Origin of the sequence: Enterobacter sp. 725m/11 (assembly GCF_011683705.1) — a bacterium.
Lineage (GTDB): Bacteria > Pseudomonadota > Gammaproteobacteria > Enterobacterales > Enterobacteriaceae > Enterobacter > Enterobacter bugandensis.
Genome location: NZ_JAAQOK010000022.1, coordinates 49956 through 68649 on the forward strand (window position 1 = coordinate 49956; position 18694 = coordinate 68649).

Genomic DNA, 18694 nt, shown 5'->3' on the forward strand with positions numbered 1-18694 from the left:
TTAAAACTTAATTATTTCTATCGTCGTTTATCGATATCCATCGACGAATATTGTTTTGCCAGTTCAACTAATACTGACGCCGATTTTTTCATACTGTAATTTTTCGACCACACGGCGGCATAGCGCGCCACGGGTAATTCATCTTCCACGGGCAGCACAATAAACTGGTCTGAGCCGAACGGCGCAATCATGTCGCGGGGGATCACCGTCAGGTAATCAGCATTCAGGACAAGGTTATAGATAGTGACGACGGAATCGGTCTGGACGATGTTTTCAATGCTGATGCGGTTGTCTTGCAGGGTGGTCAGGAGTTCGTTGTAGTAGCCCATATCGGTTTGCGGCATCACCCACTGCTCATGCGTAAGTGATGCCAGTCTGGTCGGGCCGGTGCACGTTCGTGATTTACTCGCCACCAGCACAAACTCAGATTCAAACAGTGGCTCAACGTGAAGGTCCTGAAGCAACATTCCGTCGCTCAGCGTGCCGATGGCAAAATCCAGCCGACCGTCGCGAATGGCGGGCAGGAATGAAGAGAGCTGCGCTTCATACATGGAGACGCGCGCTTTCGGGAACACTTCCCTGAATTTTTTGATCATCTCAGACAGGAAGGTGAAGCCAATCAGCGACGGATAGCCAAAGGAGACGTCCATGACGGTACTGAAACTTAGGCTGTTGATTTCGCTCACCATGTTTTTCATTTCGCGGGTGATCGACTCAGCGTATGACAGCAGCACCTGACCAGCGGCAGTGAGTTTTACGCCGGTGTTTTTACGCACCATCACTTCCACCCCGAAGTAGGATTCGATGTCGCTGATGATTTTGCTGACGGCGGGTTGCGTCAGGCCTAGTTGTCTTGCGGCAGAACCTATGGAGCCACTTTTAATGACTTCCTGAAATACCACGAGGTGCTGTGTTTTCGGTAGAATAATAGTGTTCATAATATTCTGCGATTATTTCCCTATGACGCAGCGGATTCTACCCAATAATGTTTCAGGGGGTATGTGCTGTTACTCACAATTTGCTTCCCCGCGCATTTTACGGGCACAACAATAACCTAAAAAACACTTTACAATCAATATGATACGAAATTAAAAGCACACCATTACGCTGATATCGATCAATAAAATCAGCAGTAATAAATTTATTTTATGGCGATAACCTTGATAAATTTCTCTACGTTAAATAAATCAATAAAGACGAACTTTCAGACAATTAAAGACCAATAAATAACCGTTATTCCTTTTAAACATTCTTTCAAATTATCAAATTTTGCAGAGGATTTTTGGACAGCTTTTTATAAACAGTGGAATACGTCACACATTCATAGCCTGAACGTTTTTAATTTCAATATGTTTATATCAAATAAGAAAATATTTGCGATCGTTCAGTTAACATTCGCAACAAATTAACAATACTGTAAATTCACCATTTTTTAGGGTGAAATTTTGTGATAGTGATCGTTTGCGGTAGGCATAGCGATGCCTGAAAGGGTCATACAGTGAAATGTGCTTAATGTCGCAAATATGAGAATTGATGTCGTTTGTGCGAGTTGCCGGGTAGCGATGCGCATACCTGGGCTACGAAACCCTAAAAGCAAAAACCCCGCCGAAGCGGGGTTCTGGAAGAAGTTGAAGCTGACCGATAAGCCGGGTTCTGTCGTGGACAGTCATTCATCTAGGCCAGCAATCGCTCACTGGCTCAAGCAGCCTACCCGGGTTCAGTACGGGCCGTACCATGTGAACCCCTATTTGGCCTTGCTCCGGGTGGAGTTTACCGTGCCACGGACTGTTACCAGCCGCGCGGTGCGCTCTTACCGCACCCTTTCACCCTTACCTGATCCCGCTTGCGCGGGCCATCGGCGGTTTGCTCTCTGTTGCACTGGTCGTGGGTTTCCCCCCCAGGCGTTACCTGGCACCCTGCCCTATGGAGCCCGGACTTTCCTCCCCTCCGCCCGTCTCCCCCGAAAGGGACGACGACGAAGCGGCGACTGTCTGGTCAGCTTCGGCGCGCAGTATAGAGGGTTTGCGCGCCGCTGTCACCCTCAGGTGCGGGCAAGATGCTATTAACGCGCCACTTCCACCTTCGCCAGTTTTTCGTAGTAGCACGCAATCGCGCTGTGATCGGCCGTACCCAGGCCATCCGCCCGCAGCGCCTGCATCATCTCCATAACCGCAGCGGTCAGCGGCAGCTGTGCACCCACGCCGTGAGACGTATCCAGCGCGTTCGCCAGATCTTTGATGTGCAGATCAATGCGGAAACCGGGTTTGAAATTACGATCCATCACCATCGGCGCTTTGGCATCCAGCACCGTACTGCCCGCCAGACCGCCACGGATTGCCTGATAAACCAGGTCCGGATTGACGCCCGCCTTGGTTGCCAGCGTCAGCGCCTCAGACATGGCGGCAATGTTCAGCGCCACAATCACCTGGTTCGCGAGCTTGGTAACGTTGCCCGCGCCAATGTCTCCGGTATGCACTACGGAGCCTGCCATCGCTTTCATCAGGTCATAGTATTTATCGAACACGGCCTTATCGCCGCCCACCATCACCGACAGGGTACCGTCGATGGCTTTCGGCTCGCCGCCGCTGACGGGCGCATCCAGCATCTCTACGCCCTTCGCTTTTAACGCCTCGCTGATTTCACGGCTCGCGAGCGGGGCGATAGAGCTCATATCAATCAGCACCAGGCCCGGCTTCGCACCCTCGATGATGCCGTTCTCCCCAAGCGCGACCTCTTTGACGTGAGGGGAATTTGGCAGCATGGTGATGATGACATCGCACTGCTCAGCAATGGCTTTAGGGGTAGTAGCTGTTTCCGCGCCCGCCGCCATCACCTCAGCCACAGACTGTGGATTGTGATCGGATACCACCAGTGAGTAACCTGCTTTAATCAGGTTCTTACTCATTGGTTTACCCATGATCCCAAGACCAATAAAACCCACTTTCAGCGTCATAATCTGTTTCCTCAATGATGGTTATTTTTTAAAAGCGTCCGCTAATTTCTGCGTCGCTGAGCGGAACACGCCGAGGTCGCTGCCGACGGCAACGAACGTGGCTCCCCACTCCAGGTAGCGGCGAGCATCGGCTTCAACCGGCGCCAGAATGCCGCACGGTTTGCCGTGCGCTTTGGCGCGGGCAAAGATGTGCTGTATTGCGCGCTGTACGTCCGGGTGGCTGGCGTTGCCCAGATGCCCAAACGCCGCAGCCAGATCGCTTGGACCGACGAAGATACCGTCCACGCCGTCTGTGGCTGCAATCGCATCGACGTTATCAACACCCTGCTGGCTTTCAATCTGAACCAGAATAGTGATGTTGCTATTGGACTGGGCGAAATAGTCCGGCACGGTGCCAAACATGTTGGCGCGGTGCGATACCGAGACGCCGCGGATCCCTTCCGGCGGATAGCGCGTTGAGGCCACGGCCAGCGCCGCCTGTTCTTCCGTTTCCACAAACGGGATCAGGAAATTGTAGAAACCGATATCCAGCAGACGCTTGATAATCACCGGCTCGTTAGTTGGCACGCGCACCACCGGAGTGCTGGGGCTACCTTTCAGCGCCATCAGCTGCGGAATAAAGGTGCTGATATCGTTCGGCGCGTGTTCGCCGTCCAGCACCAGCCAGTCGAATCCGGCCAGGCCTAACACTTCGGTGCTGATAGGGTTTGCCAGCGCGGACCAACAGCCAATCTGAATCTGGTGCGCCGCGAGGGCAGCTTTAAACTTATTCGGGAAGATATCGTTATTCATCACTTAACCCTTTTTTTAATTCCGCAGTTTTAGCCAGTAATATTTATTCCAGAACAGATTCTTTATATTTATTTCTCTGACTGAATGGTGGCGTTATAAAATCGTCATTCAGTATAATCGGCTCTACACGTCAGCACATTGTTTTGATGCTCAAGTATTGCGTTACATCTCAATGCTATTTTGAGCATATGCACAAAGCAGTGGGCGCTAATGCACAGAATCAAGGATTAGTCCGCCTGAAACGATCGCGATCACATTTTCACTTTTCTTCTCCTGACATGCTTTATTTCTACGTTAAGAAAACGATTATCCAACGAGTTATTTTTCATAGCTGAAACTTTGCCGGAGAAGAGTGAATAATGACCGATATTGCAATTAGAGAGGCACCCCCGACGGCGTTTTATATTAAGGTTCACGATACGGATAACGTGGCGATTATTGTCAACGACAATGGCTTAAAAGCAGGCACCCGCTTCCCGGACGGGCTGGAGCTGATTGAGCATATTCCGCAGGGGCACAAGGTCGCGTTGGTCGATATTCCTGCCCACGGTGAAATCGTACGCTACGGCGAAGTCATCGGCTATGCGGTAAGCGCTATTCCGCAGGGTAGCTGGATTGAGGAGTCGCTGGTGGCGCTGCCAGAAGCACCGCCGCTGAATACGCTTCCGCTGGCGACCCGCGTTCCTGAAGCTTTGCCGCCGCTGGAGGGCTATACCTTTGAAGGCTACCGCAATGCGGACGGTAGCGTCGGCACCAAAAACCTGCTCGGCATTACCACCAGCGTGCACTGCGTGGCGGGCGTGGTGGATTACGTGGTGAAAATCATTGAACGCGATCTGCTGCCCAAGTACCCGAACGTCGACGGCGTGGTGGGTCTTAACCACCTGTACGGCTGCGGCGTAGCGATCAACGCGCCCGCGGCGGTCGTGCCGATCCGTACTATCCACAATATCGCCCTGAATCCGAACTTTGGCGGCGAGGTGATGGTAATCGGTCTCGGCTGTGAAAAATTGCAGCCAGAACGTCTGCTGCAGGGTACCGAGGATGCCAAAGCCATCCCGGCAGACGGGGCCAGCATCGTGCGCCTGCAGGACGAGCGCCACGTTGGTTTTCGTTCAATGGTCGACGATATTTTGCAGGTAGCAGAGCATCATCTGGACAAACTCAACCGCCGCCAGCGTGAAACGTGCCCGGCATCGGAACTGGTGGTGGGAACACAATGCGGCGGCAGCGATGCGTTTTCCGGCGTGACGGCCAACCCGGCAGTGGGCTATGCGTCCGATCTGCTGGTTCGCTGCGGCGCCACGGTGATGTTCTCCGAGGTAACCGAAGTGCGTGACGCCATCCATCTGCTGACGCCGCGCGCAGTCAACGAAGAGGTGGGCAAACGCCTGCTGGAGGAGATGGCCTGGTACGATAATTATCTTGATATGGGCAAAACCGACCGCAGCGCCAACCCTTCGCCGGGTAACAAGAAAGGCGGCCTGGCGAACGTGGTGGAAAAAGCCCTCGGTTCGATTGCCAAATCCGGTCAGAGCGCGATTGTGGAAGTGCTCTCTCCGGGCCAGCGGCCAACCAGGCGCGGCCTTATTTATGCGGCAACACCTGCCAGCGATTTTGTGTGCGGCACCCAGCAGGTGGCCTCCGGTATTACAGTGCAGGTCTTTACCACCGGGCGCGGCACGCCGTACGGGCTGATGGCGGTCCCGGTGATCAAAATGGCGACCCGCACCGAGCTGGCAAACCGCTGGTATGACTTAATGGATATCAACGCGGGCACCATCGCCACCGGGGAAGAGAGTATTGAGGACGTGGGCTGGAAGCTGTTCCATTTTATTCTGGATGTCGCCAGCGGGCGGAAAAAAACCTTTTCGGATCAGTGGGGGTTGCACAACCAACTGGCGGTGTTTAACCCGGCACCGGTGACGTGAGTTTGCTGTAAACCTCGCTTAGCATGGCTTCGGCCATGCTTTTTTTTGCTTTCATTTCTTTCGCATCCTTACCTTTCATTTCGATTCTTTCATTTTTAAGATATCAATCACAAAACAACATTCCGAAACCCTATATTGTCTTTCGCATAAATAAAACGAAAGGTTTCGGAGGAAAGATGTTCATCATCTCATCGAAAGCGATGCTGCTAAAAGCACAGCGCGAAGGTTACGCCGTACCGGCATTCAATATTCATAATCTCGAAACGCTGCAGGTGGTCGTTGAAACGGCCTCTGAGATGCGATCTCCGCTGATCGTGGCGGGTACGCCCGGCACATTCAGCTATGCAGGAACCGGTAACGTGGTCGCCATCGCCAGCGATCTGGCCAAAACGTACAACCAACCGCTGGCGATCCACCTCGATCATCACGAAGATTTCGACGATATCGCGCTGAAAGTCCAGAGCGGGATCCGCTCGGCGATGATCGACGGATCTCATCATCCGTTCACTGAAAACGTCGCCCTGGTGAAGAAAGTGACAGACTACTGCCACCGTTACGATGTGAGCGTGGAGGCTGAACTTGGCCGTCTTGGCGGGCAGGAAGATGACCTGGTGGTCGAAAGCAAAGATGCGCTTTACACCAACCCGCAACAGGCACGCGAGTTTGTTGAATTATCGGGTATCGACTCATTGGCCGTCGCCATCGGTACCGCGCACGGCCTCTACACTGCCACGCCGAAACTTGATTTTGAACGTCTGGCAGAGATCCGCAATCAGGTCGATATCCCGCTGGTGCTGCACGGCGCTTCCGGTTTATCTACGGCCGATATCCTTCAGGCCATTCGCCTCGGTATCTGCAAGGTCAACGTTGCCACAGAACTCAAAATCGCCTTCTCGAATGCCCTGAAAACCTATCTCGCTTCACATCCCGAAACCAGTGACCCGCGTCATTACATGGTGCCCGCCAAACGCGCCATGAAAGAGGTGGTACGTAAAGTTATTAACGATTGTGGTTGTGAAGGAAAGCTCTAAATACGAAAGCCTGAAGTCCTGACCAGGAGGAAACGTGAAAGATATTATTACCCGCCATAAAGCGGGAGAAGATCTCGGTATTTGCTCTGTTTGCTCAGCGCACCCGCTAGTAATCGAAGCCGCATTGCGGTTCGATTTGCATACCGACAACAAGGTACTGATTGAAGCTACCTCAAATCAGGTGAACCAGTTCGGCGGTTACACCGGTATGAAACCCGCTGATTTCCGTGATTTTGTTCTGAAGATCGCTAAAGAGGTGGGCTTTCCGCATGAACGTTTGATCCTGGGTGGCGATCATCTGGGGCCAAACTGCTGGCAAAACGAACCGGCAGACGCGGCGATGGAGAAATCCATCGCATTGATCAAAGCCTATATCGCGGCGGGGTTTAGCAAGATCCACCTGGACGCCTCAATGTCCTGTGCAGACGATCCTGTCCCACTCCCGCCAGGGGTGGTGGCACAGCGTGCCGCCCGACTGTGCAAAGCCGCAGAAGAGACAGCCACTGAAGAACAAAAAGCGGCGCTAACCTACGTGATTGGTACTGAGGTTCCCGTTCCCGGCGGTGAAGCCAGCAGTATTAACAGCGTTCATGTTACCCGTGTGGAAGATGCCGCGCAGACGCTGGAAACGCATCGTGAGGCCTTTGCCGCGCTCGGTCTGGACGAGGCGATGAAGCGTGTGATTGCGATAGTCGTACAACCCGGCGTGGAGTTCGACCATACGCAAATCATTCACTACCAGCCGCACGCGGCAGAGGCGCTTTCCGGCTGGATCCGCCAGACCCCCATGGTCTATGAGGCGCACTCCACCGACTACCAGACACGTCAGGCCTATCGTGCTTTGGTTCGCGATCACTTCGCGATCCTGAAAGTCGGCCCGGCGCTTACCTTTGCCCTGCGAGAAGCCATTTTTGCCCTTGCACAAATGGAGAAGGCCCTCATCGCCCCTGAGCAACGCAGCCATGCGCTTGACGTGATCGACGAAGTCATGCTGAACGAGCCGGATTACTGGAAGAAGTACTACCGCCCCACCTGGAGCCAGGCAATGGTGGATATTCACTTTAGCCTGTCCGATCGCATTCGCTACTACTGGCCGCACCCGCGCATTCGCCAGAGCGTTGAGAAGTTGATCGCTAATCTGAGCACAACCTCCTTGCCTCTGGGGCTGATTAGCCAGTTTATGCCCGTCCAGTTCGAACGATTGTCGATGAATGAGATCGCCGCAACACCGCAAAATCTCATCATCGACAAAATACAGGATGTATTACGCGCCTATCGATTTGGCTGCACCCCTGAACCCCTCTAATGCCGGAGAGTGTATGAGTCACGTTTTTGTCCGTACCGGAATTGAGTTTGAAACCTGCCAGCAGGCGCTGGCGCATATTGGCGAGGAGATGCTGGCTAACGGTGTTGTACACGCCACCTACCCTGCCGCCCTTCTGGAAAGGGAGATGAACTACCCCACCGGCATTGCCCTTGAACGCCATGCGGTCGCTATTCCGCACTGCGAAGCCGTACATGCGAAACGCCCCGCGATTTACCTGATTCGTCCGGACAAACCGGTGCATTTTCAGCAGGCCGATGATGATGGCGAGGTCGCCGTCTCACTCATCATCGCGTTAATCGTTGAAAACCCTGCGGCGCAAATGAAATTGCTGCGCCGCCTTTTCAGTGAGCTACAAAACCCGGACGTGCTGGACATGCTGCTGGCTGCGCCCGCAGAGCGCCTGGCCGATCGTTTACGGGAGACGTTCCTTGAGCCTGTCGCCTGTGCCCGGGCTTCATAACATACTGATAATAAGAAAGGAGTACCCTATGAAACGCAAAGTTATTGTTGCCTGTGGCGGTGCTGTCGCCACCTCAACCATGGCAGCAGAAGAGATCAAAGAACTGTGTGAAGCCCACCACATTGAGCTGGATCTGGTCCAGTGCAGGGTGACTGAAATCGAAACCTATATGGACGGTGCAGACCTGATTTGTACCACGGCGAAAGTTGACAGAGCCTTTGGCGATATCCCGGTGGTGCATGGCATGCCGTTTGTATCCGGCGTCGGCATCGAAGCCCTGCAGCAAAAAATTCTGACCATCCTCGAGGGGTAAGATCATGTTTACCGAAATCATGCGGTACATCCTCGATCTGGGGCCAACCGTAATGCTGCCAATCGTCATCATCATCTTCTCTAAGCTGTTGGGGATGAAGCTGGGCGATTGCTTTAAATCCGGCCTACATATCGGCATTGGCTTCGTCGGGATCGGTCTGGTTATTGGCCTGATGCTTGACTCCATCGGCCCGGCGGCCAAAGCGATGGCTGAGCAGTTCCAGATTAACCTGCACGTGGTAGATGTCGGCTGGCCTGGTTCATCCCCAATGACCTGGGCATCACAGATTGCACTTATCGCTATCCCTGTTGCCATTGGCGTCAACGTTGTCATGCTAGTGACGCGGATGACGCGGGTAGTGAACGTCGATATCTGGAACATCTGGCACATGACCTTCACCGGTGCGATGCTGCACCTGGCAACCGGCTCTTACTGGCTGGGGATCCTGGGCGTTGTAGTGCACGCCGCGTTTGTTTACAAGCTGGGGGACTGGTTTGCCAAAGACACGCGGGACTTCTTCGGTCTGGAAGGGATCGCCATCCCTCACGGCTCGTCAGCTTACCTCGGCCCAATCGCCGTTCTGGTCGATACGATTATCGATAAAATCCCAGGCCTGAAGCGTATTCATTTTAGCGCTGACGACGTGCAAAAACGCTTTGGCCCGTTTGGCGAACCGGTCACAGTTGGGTTTGTGATGGGACTGGCCATTGGCATGCTGGCAGGCTACGACACCAAATCCGTTCTCCAGCTGGCCGTGAAAACCGCCGCCGTGATGCTGCTGATGCCGCGCGTTATCAAACCGATCATGGACGGCCTGACGCCGATTGCTAAACATGCCCGTAAACGTCTGCAGGCAAAGTTTGGTGGGCAGGAGTTCTTAATTGGTCTCGATCCGGCGCTGCTGCTGGGCCATACGTCCGTCGTCTCCGCCAGCCTGATTTTCATACCGCTCACTATCCTGATTGCTGTTCTGGTGCCGGGAAACCAGGTGTTGCCGTTCGGTGACCTTGCCACTATCGGCTTTTTTGTGGCGATGGCGGTCGCGGTGCATCAGGGCAACCTGTTCCGCACGCTTATCTCTGGCGTCATCATAATGGGCATTACGCTGTGGATTGCGACCCAGACCATCGGCCTGCACACCCAGCTTGCGCAAAATGCTGGCGCGTTGAAAGCGGGCGGACTGGTGGCCTCCATGGATCAGGGCGGTTCACCCGTCACCTGGCTGCTCATCCAATTGTTCACCTGGCAAAACGTGGTGGGGTTCATCGTGATTGGTGCCATTTACGTCACCGGCATCCTGCTTACCTGGCGACGTGCCCGCGTGTTTAACGCGGCAGAAAAGAACGCCGCTGCCCCGCAAAGCCAGACGGTGTCTTGATATCCGGGGAGCCATGCTCCCCTCTTTTTCTGGAGTGAATATGAAATCAGTGGTAATTCACGCTGAGGGCAACGTGCGCGTTGAAGAACGTCCAATCCCTCACATTCAGGCTGCGGATGATGTGCGGGTGCGTATTGCCTGCTCAGGATTATGTGGCTCCGATATTCCGCGAATTTTTGCCGGAGGGGCACATTATTATCCCATCACCCTCGGACATGAATTTAGCGGTCATGTCGAAGCCTGTGGTACCGAAGTACACGATCTCAAGGCAGGCGATCCGGTTGCCTGCGTGCCATTACTGCCCTGCTTTTCCTGTCCGGCGTGTGAAAAAGGCTACTTCTCGCTCTGCAAGCAGTATCAGTTTGTCGGATCTCGCAGCGAAGGCGGCAACGCGGAATATATCGTGGTGAAGCGAGCAAACCTGTTCCGCCTTCCTGCAGAGATGGCAATTGAAGATGGTGCATTTATTGAGCCCATAACCGTAGGGCTACATGCGTTTCATCTTGCTTCCGGCTGCGAGGGTAAGAACGTCATCATTGTCGGCGCAGGCACTATCGGCCTGCTGGCGATGCAGTGTGCACTGGCATTGGGCGCCAACAGCGTTATCGCGATCGATATCAACGACGATAAGCTCGCGCTGGCAACAACGCTGGGGGCAACTCAGGTGTTTAATAGCCGCGCTCTGGCCGCAGACGACATCCTTAACGCCTTGAGCGACAACCCGTTTGATCAGTTGGTTCTTGAGACTGCTGGTACACCGCAAACCGTTACGCTCGCCATTGATATCGCCGGGCCGCGGGCCCAGGTCGCGCTGGTGGGTACGCTGCATCATGACCTGAACTTACCTGCGGCGACATTTAGCAAGATACTGCGTAAGGAGTTGACGCTTCTGGGAAGCTGGATGAATTATTCGGCCCCGTGGCCGGGTGAAGAATGGAAAACCGCAGCCCGTCTGCTCACAGAGAAAAAATTGCAGCTAAAGCCCCTTATTGCTCATACCGGCGATAGCGACAGCTTTGCTCAGGCTGTGCAAGGACTAAACGGTGCGCCTATGCAGGGCAAAATTATGCTGCGCTTTGCGTAGTGCTTCGAGCCAGCAACCTGAGCTGGCTCACATTTACTTTCGAATATTACCGTACACCTTTCGCATACCTTCGATTAGAATAGAGGCAGTTAATTATCAGGCAATTCAATATGAACTCATTTGAGCGACGCAATAAAATCGTTGACCTCGTCAACGCTCAGGGCAGTGTCATGGTGCTGGATCTGTCGAATATGTTTGGCATTTCAGAAGTGACGATTCGAACAGATCTGCGTCTGCTGGAAGAAAAGGGATTGGTCACGCGTTTTCACGGTGGCGCCGCAAGGCCCGGCAGCAACCTGGCAGAAAGCGAAAATCAGGAAGTGGTGCTGGAAGACCGTTATCAACTTGCGAGCGACCCGAAGAAGCGCATCGCACAGGCTGCCGCGGCCATGATTGAAGAGGGAATGACGATCATTCTGGACAGCGGAAGCACCACCATGCTCATCGCCGAAGCGCTGACCAAACGAGCCAATATCACCGTCATCACCAACAGCCTGCCTGCCGCGTTTGCCCTCTCGGAAAATAAAGACATTACGCTCGTGGTTTGTGGCGGTACCGTGCGCCATAAAACCCACTCTATGCATGGCACCATCGCTGAGCGCTCTCTGACCGGGATAAGCGCAGATCTGATGTTTGTCGGCGCGGACGGTATTGATGCCACCAACGGCATTACGACGTTCAATGAAGGCTATTCGATCAGCAGCGTGATGGCAGCTGCAGCGCATAAGGTGATTGCAGTGCTGGACGCCAGTAAATTTAATCGCCGCGGGTTCAACCAGGTGCTGCCGATGGAAAAAATAGACTGTGTGATTACGGATGATGGAATCGGCAAGCACGAAAAAGAACTGTTGGGTAAAACGGGCACCGAGATCATCACAGTGTAGTTTGCAGGCCGGGTAAGGCGCAGCCGCCACCCGGCAAAACAGTATCAGAAATTACTCCCCCTGCTGCTCCAGCGCATACTTATACAGCGCATTTTTCTTCACGCCGTGAATCTCTGCTGCTAATGCCGCCGCTTTCTTCAGCGGCAGTTCGGCCTGCAGCAAGGCCAGCGTGCGCAGCGCATCAGCAGGCAGGGCATCCTCTTCCGCCCTATGCCCTTCGACAATCAGCACCATTTCGCCTTTGCGGCGGTTTTCGTCTTCCTTCACCCACGCCAGCAGTTCACCGACTGGCGCGCCGTGAATGGTTTCCCAGGTTTTGGTCAGCTCGCGCGCCAGCACCACGTAGCGGGATTCGCCCCAGACGGTGACCATATCTTCCAGGCTTTCCAGCAGGCGGTGCGTGGATTCGTAGAAGATCAGGGTACGCGGCTCGGCTTCCAGTTCCTTTAATACATCGCGACGGCCTTTGGATTTGGCAGGGAGGAAGCCTTCATAGCAGAAACGGTCAGACGGCAGACCTGCGGCGCTTAACGCCGCAATCGCGGCACACGGGCCCGGCAGTGGCACTACGCGGATACCGGCTTCGCGACAGGTTCGCACCAGGTGATAGCCCGGATCGTTGATCAGCGGCGTACCGGCATCGGAGACCAGGGCTATGTTCTGCCCCTCTTTGAGCTTCGCCACCAGCGTTTCGGCTTTTTGTTGCTCATTGTGATCGTGCAGCGCAAACAAACGGGCGTTAATCGCGAAATGTTGCAGCAGCAGGCCGGTGTGGCGGGTATCTTCAGCGGCAATTAAATCAACAGCTTGCAGTACGGTGAGCGCACGTTGGGTAATATCAGACAAATTCCCGATAGGAGTAGGTACAATATAAAGCTGGCCTTGAGAATTATCTGCCGTTTCGTGTTGTTTCATTGTTTCGTCCGTATTGCCGATTTAATATTGAGCATTGCGTAAAAAAAATCACTGGATACAGTATGGTACCGTTAACGTTTCTTCGAAAAAAAGCCACGCGCAGCGTGCCGCTGCTGCTCGCAGCCCTGATTTTTGCAGGCTGTGGCACCCAGGCACCTGACCAGAGCACCGCCCATCTTCAGGGCTCTGCTCAGGCTGATTCTGGCTTTTATCTGCAACAAATGTCGCAGAGTACAAATGATACCAGGATCAACTGGCAATTACTCGCCATTCGTGCACTGCTGAAAGAGGGCAAAACCCAGCAGGCTGCCGAGCTGTTCGGCCAACTGCCGAAAGAGCTTAACGATACTCAGCAACTTGAGCAGAGCCTGCTCTCTGCCGAGCTGAAGGTCGCGCAGAAAGATTTTGATGGCGCGAAAAAGATCCTGGGGAGCATCGACCTGAGCGCGCTGGATAAAAACCAGCAGGCGCGCTTCTGGCAGGCGGGCATTACCGCTGAGCAGGGGCGCCCTTCCCTGACTCTCCTGCGTGCCTTGATTGCCCAGGAGCCGCTGCTCGCCGGTGCCGACAAGCAGAAAAACATTGATGCCACCTGGCAGGCGCTTGCCTCGATGACCCAGGATCAGGCAAAGGCGCTGGTCATTAACGCGGACGAAAACGTGCTTCAGGGCTGGCTTGATCTGCAGCAGATGTGGTTTAACAACCGCAGCGATCCAAAAATGCTGAAAGCCGGTATTACCGACTGGCAGACCCGTTACCCGCAGAACCCGGGCGCAAAAATGCTGCCAACCCAGCTGGTGAATGTGCAGAACTTTAAGCCTGCGTCGACAAGCAAAATTGCGCTGCTTCTGCCGCTAAATGGCCAGGCGGCAGTGTTTGGCCGTACGATTCAACAGGGCTTTGAAGCAGCGAAAAACGGCACCACGCCGGTAACGGGCAGTGCGGTTCCGGTGCAGGCAGCGCAGGCGGCCAACGTGAACGACGTTGTCAGCCCCTCAGCCGCCGAGACCAGTGACCTGACCACCGCACAAACCCCGCCGCAGGGTACAATGCAAAACCCGGTTACCGCACCGACAACCCCATCAGCGACTGCCGCACCGGCAGTACAGGCTCCGGCTGAGGCACAAGCGACGCCTGCACCAGAGGCAACGACAGAACAGCCTCAACAGCAGCCGGCACAACCAGCATCACAACCTGCCGCTCAGCCGCAGGCCGTGGCGACCGCCAGCGCGAACCCTGGCGCTGAATTGAAAATCTACGACACCAGTTCGAAGCCGCTTGACCAGGTGCTGGCGCAGGTTCAGCAGGACGGGGCAAGCATCGTTGTCGGCCCGCTGCTGAAAAACAACGTGGAAGAGCTAATGAAGAGCAATACCACGCTGAACGTACTGGCGCTCAACCAGCCGGAACAGGTTCAGAACCGGGCCAATATTTGCTACTTCGCACTCTCTCCGGAAGATGAAGCCCGCGATGCGGCGCGTCATATCCACGAGCAGGGTAAACAGGCCCCGCTGCTGCTGATCCCGCGCAGTACGCTGGGCGATCGCGTGGCTAATGCTTTTGCCGACGAGTGGCAGAAGCTGGGCGGCGGCATCGTGCTGCAGCAGAAATTCGGTTCCGTCTCTGAACTGCGTGCGGGCGTTAACGGTGGGGCGGGTATCGCGCTTAACGGCAGTCCGGTTTCCGCCAGCCTGCCGCAGCAGCAGAGCGTGACCATTGGCGGCCTGACCATCCCTGCCCCGCCAACCGACGCGCAGATAAGCGGTGGTGGTAAAGTGGATGCGGCCTATATCGTTGCCACGCCGCAGGAGATCGCCTTTATCAAGCCGATGATCGCGATGCGTAACGGCAGCCAGAGCGGTGCAACGCTCTACGCCAGCTCCCGCAGCGCACAGGGCACCGCAGGCCCGGATTTCCGTCTGGAAATGGACGGCCTGCAGTACAGCGAAATCCCGATGCTGGCGGGCAGCAACCCGGCGCTGATGCAGCAGGCGCTAAGCTCCGTACGTAACGACTACTCTCTGGCGCGTCTGTATGCGATGGGTGTTGATGCGTGGGCGCTGGCAAACCACTTTACCCAGATGCGTCAGGTGCCAGGCTTTGAGCTTAACGGCAACACCGGCGATCTGACCGCCACTCAGGACTGTGTGATTAACAGGAAGTTATCATGGCTCAAATACCAGCAGGGGCAAATCGTCCCGGCCAGTTAAGCCGTAAAGAGACCGGCGATGCGTGGGAGTTAAAAGCGCGTCGCTGGCTCGAAGGCAAAGGACTGCGCTTTATCGCCGCTAACGTCCGCGGGCGCGGCGGCGAAATTGATCTGATCATGAAAGACGGTCAGGTGATTGTGTTTGTAGAAGTCCGCTTTCGACAGTCTTCCCGTTTTGGCGGTGCTGCCGCCAGCGTGACGCTCGCCAAACAACATAAATTATTACAGACTGCCCACTTGTGGCTTGCCCGCCATAATGGGAGCTTTGATACTGTGGATTGCCGTTTCGATGTGATAGCCTTCACCGGAAATGAGATCGAATGGCTTAAAAACGCTTTTGGCGAAGACGCATAATTAAGATTTAAAAGGGATAACGTGCTCGAAAGAATTAAAGTGTGCTTCACAGAAAGCATCCAGACTCAGATTGCCGCGGCGGAAGCCCTTCCGGACGCGATCTCTCGCGCTGCAATGACGCTGGTGCAATCCCTGCTTAACGGCAACAAAATCCTCTGTTGTGGCAACGGAACCTCAGCCGCCAACGCACAGCATTTTGCTGCCAGCATGATTAACCGTTTTGAAACCGAACGCCCTAGTTTACCTGCCATTGCACTTAATACCGATAATGTGGTCTTAACAGCGATTGCTAACGATCGTCTGCATGACGAAATTTACGCAAAGCAGGTGCGCGCCCTGGGGCATGCCGGCGATGTGCTGCTGGCGATCTCCACGCGCGGCAACAGCCGGGACATCGTCAAAGCCGTTGAAGCCGCCGTTACCCGCGACATGACCATCGTCGCCTTAACCGGCTATGACGGCGGTGAGCTGGCGGGTCTGCTCGGGCCGCAGGATGTGGAAATCCGCATTCCGTCTCACCGTAGCGCACGTATCCAGGAGATGCATATGCTCACGGTAAACTGCTTATGCGATTTGATCGATAACACGCTTTTCCCTCACCAGGATGATTAAGGAGTTTTTATGAAGGCTTTATCGACCCTCGCAGTCCTTATGTCTGCATTACTGCTTCAGGGATGTATCGCTGCGGCCGTTGTGGGTACTGCCGCAGTAGGCACCAAAGCGGCGACCGATCCGCGCTCTGTGGGAACGCAGGTGGATGACGGTACGCTGGAGCTGCGGGTCAACAGTGCGCTGTCGAAAGACGAACAAATCAAGAAAGAAGCGCGTATCAACGTGACGGCCTATCAGGGCAAAGTCCTGCTGACGGGTCAGGCACCGAATACCGACCTCTCCAGCCGCGCGAAGCAGATCGCAATGGGCGTTGAGGGCACCACGGAAGTCTTCAATGAAATCCGCCAGGGTCAGCCAATCAGCCTGGGCACCGCGTCGTCTGACACCTGGATCACCACCAAAGTCCGCTCCCAGCTGCTGGGTTCAGACCAGGTGAAATCCTCAAACGTAAAAGTAACGACCGAAAACGGTGAAGTGTTCCTGCTGGGTCTGGTGACCGATCGTGAAGGGAAAGCGGCGGCGGATATCGCCAGCCGGGTGAGCGGCGTGAAGCACGTCACCACCGCGTTTACCTACATTAAGTAATCCACGTCTGACTAAAGGCCCGGTAGGCGCGAGCGCCACCGGGCTTTTTTTACATCAACGCAATACTCCCCACCATCACTCCGCTCAACGCCACCAGCCCCGCCGTCAGCCACAGCGCTTTCGCCGGGAAAGACTTACGCAGCATGATGAGCGACGGCAGGCTGATTGCCGGCAAGGTGATAAGCAGCGCCAGCGCCGGTGCGGTACCCATACCGGCCAGCATCATGGTCTGGACAATCGGAATTTCTGCCGCCGTGGGGATCACAAACAGGCAGCCTGCAACGGCCATCGCAATCACCCACATCAGCGTGTTGTCGATTGCGCCATCCGCATGCGGGAAGAGCCAGACGCGCGCCGCGCCCAGAACCAGTACCGCCAGGATATAGACCGGAATGGTGCTCCAGAAAAGCTGCCACAACGCCTTCCCCCAGCGAGAGAAGAAACCGCCCTGCGGTTCGCTGACGTCCAGTTCAACGGCTGCGGGTTCGACGGCAGTATCCTTCACCAGTTTTTGTACCAGCGTCGCCACCACCAGCACCGTCAGCAGCCCGGCAACCAGACGGATAGCGGCAAAATGCCAGCCGAGCACAAAGCCCATAAACACCAGCGTCGCCGGGTTGAGCAGCGGGTTCCCCATCCAGAATGCCAGCGCACCGCCCATGGATACGCGCTGGCGGCGCATACCCGCCGCTACCGGTGCGGCACAGCAGGAGCACATCATGCCCGGCAGAGAGAAAATCGTCCCCAGCAGCGTGCCCTGAAAGCGCGGCTGCCCGAGTGTTTTCACCAGCCAGTTTCGCGGAATAAGTACCTGAATCAGCGATCCCAGGATTACCCCTAAGACGGCAGCTTTCCACACCGCCAGGAAGTAGACCATGGCGTAATCCCATGCCGCCTTCAGCGGGCTGGCATCAGCCTGAGCGAGTATAGATTTACCGATGCTGTGCGTTTCGGCGGCGGTGAAGGCTTTACCGTAGTACGGCTGCCATTTCACATACCAGAGGCCAATGATGACCACGAGAAAGAAGAGTGCGGGCTTCCACCATTGGACAGGTGTTGCCGCCTGAGATGAAGACTGACCAGTCATACCATTCCCCGGAGAGTGTTATTTAATAAGCCGGAGAAGTTTACGCCTCGCCCTGCGCGATTTCACGCAGTTTTGCCGAAGGGATGATATTGACGCCCTCCTGCGACGGTGCCAGTGCCTCTTTCAGCATCGCCTGCGCGACGTCCCGCGCCTCGATGGACTTCCAGTTACCCGGCAGGATGCGAAACAGCGGGGCGAAGAAGGATTCGTTAAAACGCCGTTCGTCGCGATGGCCCATCAGCATGGAAGGCCGCACGATTGTCAGGCGCTCCCACTTCTGCGCAATCAGCGCCTCTTCCATTTTGCCCTTCACCTGATTGTAAAAAAACGGTGAGCCGGTGCTGGCGCCGTGCGAGCTCACCACCAGGAAATGTTTTGCCCCCAGCTTTTTCGCCGTCAGGGCGGTATCCACCACCAGCGTGTAGTCCGCATGGACGAACGCTTCTTTACTGCCCGCCTCACGCCGCGTCGTGCCCAGGCAGCAAAAGGCGATATCTATAGGATCCTGCACCTGCGCCAGCGCGTCGGTGAGCTGGGGATCGTGCGGGTTATAGACGCCGGTGATATCCAACAGCGGGCGGCGCGTCGGGGCGGCAATATAGTTGATATGCCGGTCCTGGATCAGTAACCGCAGCAGATGTCCCCCCACCAGCCCGGTTGCGCCGGTAATCAGTACCTGACTCATCTTATCCCCTTTACAGAATTGTCCGTTTGCGATCTGGACCTGCTCTACCACACTTAAAAGTCTGTTACCGGTAAGTATTTACCACAAACGGGAA

At 55.2% G+C, this 18694-nt stretch carries 18 protein-coding genes and 1 other RNA gene; 12 read left to right on the forward strand and 7 right to left on the reverse strand.

What is annotated here, in order from left to right; all coding sequences use genetic code 11:
* Positions 1-17: 17 nt before the first annotated feature.
* The 4 genes from tdcA to garL form a co-directional block, all read right to left on the reverse strand.
* Positions 18-938, reverse strand: coding sequence for a transcriptional regulator TdcA (tdcA, locus tag HBA26_RS11550; RefSeq protein WP_166720908.1), 921 nt, complete (start codon positions 936-938; stop codon positions 18-20).
* Positions 939-1626: 688 nt separating this feature from the next.
* Positions 1627-2003, reverse strand: an RNA gene (rnpB, locus tag HBA26_RS11555) — RNase P RNA component class A.
* A gap of 59 nt (positions 2004-2062) precedes the next feature.
* The gene (gene garR, locus HBA26_RS11560) at positions 2063-2953 is read right to left on the reverse strand and encodes a 2-hydroxy-3-oxopropionate reductase (protein ID WP_041907938.1); all 891 of its coding nucleotides are present in this window, start codon (positions 2951-2953) and stop codon (positions 2063-2065) included.
* A gap of 21 nt (positions 2954-2974) precedes the next feature.
* Positions 2975-3745 (reverse strand): 2-dehydro-3-deoxyglucarate aldolase, encoded by a 771-nt coding sequence (garL, locus tag HBA26_RS11565; RefSeq protein ID WP_028014520.1) that lies wholly within the window; start codon positions 3743-3745, stop codon positions 2975-2977.
* 359 nt (positions 3746-4104) lie between these two features.
* On the opposite strand from garL, the gene garD reads away from it, so the two are divergent.
* The 8 genes from garD to HBA26_RS11605 all read left to right on the forward strand — a co-directional run bounded on the left by garD (position 4105) and on the right by HBA26_RS11605 (position 12153).
* Positions 4105-5676 (forward strand): galactarate dehydratase, encoded by a 1572-nt coding sequence (gene garD, locus HBA26_RS11570; RefSeq protein ID WP_063438536.1) that lies wholly within the window; start codon positions 4105-4107, stop codon positions 5674-5676.
* Between the two features lie 176 nt (positions 5677-5852).
* Positions 5853-6707: a tagatose bisphosphate family class II aldolase gene (locus tag HBA26_RS11575; protein WP_126345812.1), complete on the forward strand. Its 855-nt coding sequence runs from the start codon at positions 5853-5855 to the stop codon at positions 6705-6707.
* Positions 6708-6741: 34 nt separating this feature from the next.
* Complete coding sequence (gene gatZ / locus HBA26_RS11580) at positions 6742-8013, forward strand: tagatose-bisphosphate aldolase subunit GatZ (protein ID WP_126345811.1); 1272 nt, start codon at positions 6742-6744, stop codon at positions 8011-8013.
* Between the two features lie 13 nt (positions 8014-8026).
* Positions 8027-8494 carry a PTS galactitol transporter subunit IIA gene (gene gatA, locus HBA26_RS11585; RefSeq protein ID WP_063438537.1) on the forward strand — a complete coding sequence of 156 codons (468 nt, stop codon included), beginning with the start codon at positions 8027-8029 and terminating at the stop codon, positions 8492-8494.
* A 28-nt stretch (positions 8495-8522) separates the two neighbouring features.
* On the forward strand, positions 8523-8807 hold the full coding sequence (gatB, locus tag HBA26_RS11590; RefSeq protein WP_021242240.1) for a PTS galactitol transporter subunit IIB: 285 nt from the start codon (positions 8523-8525) through the stop codon (positions 8805-8807).
* Between the two features lie 4 nt (positions 8808-8811).
* A complete protein-coding gene (locus HBA26_RS11595; protein WP_126345810.1) occupies positions 8812-10185 on the forward strand; it encodes a PTS galactitol transporter subunit IIC in 1374 nt (457 codons plus the stop codon).
* 40 nt (positions 10186-10225) lie between these two features.
* Positions 10226-11269 (forward strand): galactitol-1-phosphate 5-dehydrogenase, encoded by a 1044-nt coding sequence (gene gatD / locus HBA26_RS11600; RefSeq protein WP_088204353.1) that lies wholly within the window; start codon positions 10226-10228, stop codon positions 11267-11269.
* Between the two features lie 110 nt (positions 11270-11379).
* Positions 11380-12153, forward strand: coding sequence for a DeoR/GlpR family DNA-binding transcription regulator (locus HBA26_RS11605; protein ID WP_008501493.1), 774 nt, complete (start codon positions 11380-11382; stop codon positions 12151-12153).
* 51 nt (positions 12154-12204) lie between these two features.
* On the opposite strand, the gene rsmI is transcribed toward HBA26_RS11605, so the two are convergent.
* Positions 12205-13068: a 16S rRNA (cytidine(1402)-2'-O)-methyltransferase gene (gene rsmI / locus HBA26_RS11610; RefSeq protein ID WP_063155280.1), complete on the reverse strand. Its 864-nt coding sequence runs from the start codon at positions 13066-13068 to the stop codon at positions 12205-12207.
* A gap of 62 nt (positions 13069-13130) precedes the next feature.
* Here rsmI and HBA26_RS11615 point away from each other — a divergent pair, with 62 nt between their 5' ends.
* Genes HBA26_RS11615 through dolP form a run of 4 tightly spaced genes read left to right on the forward strand, consistent with a single transcriptional unit; the run spans position 13131 to position 16828 of the window.
* The gene (locus tag HBA26_RS11615) at positions 13131-15278 is read left to right on the forward strand and encodes a penicillin-binding protein activator (RefSeq protein WP_126345809.1); all 2148 of its coding nucleotides are present in this window, start codon (positions 13131-13133) and stop codon (positions 15276-15278) included.
* Complete coding sequence (locus HBA26_RS11620; RefSeq protein WP_028014533.1) at positions 15236-15631, forward strand: YraN family protein; 396 nt, start codon at positions 15236-15238, stop codon at positions 15629-15631. The genes HBA26_RS11615 and HBA26_RS11620 overlap by 43 nt, the downstream gene beginning before the upstream one ends.
* Positions 15632-15652: 21 nt before the next feature.
* Positions 15653-16243: a DnaA initiator-associating protein DiaA gene (gene diaA, locus HBA26_RS11625; protein WP_003861754.1), complete on the forward strand. Its 591-nt coding sequence runs from the start codon at positions 15653-15655 to the stop codon at positions 16241-16243.
* A 9-nt stretch (positions 16244-16252) separates the two neighbouring features.
* Positions 16253-16828, forward strand: coding sequence for a division/outer membrane stress-associated lipid-binding lipoprotein (dolP, locus tag HBA26_RS11630; protein WP_047367060.1), 576 nt, complete (start codon positions 16253-16255; stop codon positions 16826-16828).
* Between the two features lie 49 nt (positions 16829-16877).
* Here dolP and HBA26_RS11635 read toward each other — a convergent pair whose 3' ends face one another.
* Complete coding sequence (locus tag HBA26_RS11635; RefSeq protein WP_126345808.1) at positions 16878-17915, reverse strand: permease; 1038 nt, start codon at positions 17913-17915, stop codon at positions 16878-16880.
* Positions 17916-17955: 40 nt separating this feature from the next.
* The gene (locus tag HBA26_RS11640) at positions 17956-18600 is read right to left on the reverse strand and encodes an NAD(P)H-binding protein (RefSeq protein ID WP_032644919.1); all 645 of its coding nucleotides are present in this window, start codon (positions 18598-18600) and stop codon (positions 17956-17958) included.
* Between the last annotated feature and the right edge of the window lie 94 nt (positions 18601-18694).

Excerpts from the sequence above, each read along its gene's own strand:
- tdcA (WP_166720908.1), bottom strand. The coding sequence starts at position 938 with ATGAACACTATTATTCTACCGAAAACACAGCACCTCGTGGTATTTCAG.
- garR (WP_041907938.1), bottom strand. The coding sequence starts at position 2,953 with ATGACGCTGAAAGTGGGTTTTATTGGTCTTGGGATCATGGGTAAACCA.
- garL (WP_028014520.1), bottom strand. The coding sequence starts at position 3,745 with ATGAATAACGATATCTTCCCGAATAAGTTTAAAGCTGCCCTCGCGGCG.
- garD (WP_063438536.1), top strand. The coding sequence starts at position 4,105 with ATGACCGATATTGCAATTAGAGAGGCACCCCCGACGGCGTTTTATATT.
- HBA26_RS11575 (WP_126345812.1), top strand. The coding sequence starts at position 5,853 with ATGTTCATCATCTCATCGAAAGCGATGCTGCTAAAAGCACAGCGCGAA.
- gatA (WP_063438537.1), top strand. The coding sequence starts at position 8,027 with ATGAGTCACGTTTTTGTCCGTACCGGAATTGAGTTTGAAACCTGCCAG.
- gatB (WP_021242240.1), top strand. The coding sequence starts at position 8,523 with ATGAAACGCAAAGTTATTGTTGCCTGTGGCGGTGCTGTCGCCACCTCA.
- HBA26_RS11595 (WP_126345810.1), top strand. The coding sequence starts at position 8,812 with ATGTTTACCGAAATCATGCGGTACATCCTCGATCTGGGGCCAACCGTA.
- gatD (WP_088204353.1), top strand. The coding sequence starts at position 10,226 with ATGAAATCAGTGGTAATTCACGCTGAGGGCAACGTGCGCGTTGAAGAA.
- HBA26_RS11605 (WP_008501493.1), top strand. The coding sequence starts at position 11,380 with ATGAACTCATTTGAGCGACGCAATAAAATCGTTGACCTCGTCAACGCT.
- rsmI (WP_063155280.1), bottom strand. The coding sequence starts at position 13,068 with ATGAAACAACACGAAACGGCAGATAATTCTCAAGGCCAGCTTTATATT.
- HBA26_RS11615 (WP_126345809.1), top strand. The coding sequence starts at position 13,131 with ATGGTACCGTTAACGTTTCTTCGAAAAAAAGCCACGCGCAGCGTGCCG.
- HBA26_RS11620 (WP_028014533.1), top strand. The coding sequence starts at position 15,236 with ATGGCTCAAATACCAGCAGGGGCAAATCGTCCCGGCCAGTTAAGCCGT.
- dolP (WP_047367060.1), top strand. The coding sequence starts at position 16,253 with ATGAAGGCTTTATCGACCCTCGCAGTCCTTATGTCTGCATTACTGCTT.
- HBA26_RS11635 (WP_126345808.1), bottom strand. The coding sequence starts at position 17,915 with ATGACTGGTCAGTCTTCATCTCAGGCGGCAACACCTGTCCAATGGTGG.
- HBA26_RS11640 (WP_032644919.1), bottom strand. The coding sequence starts at position 18,600 with ATGAGTCAGGTACTGATTACCGGCGCAACCGGGCTGGTGGGGGGACAT.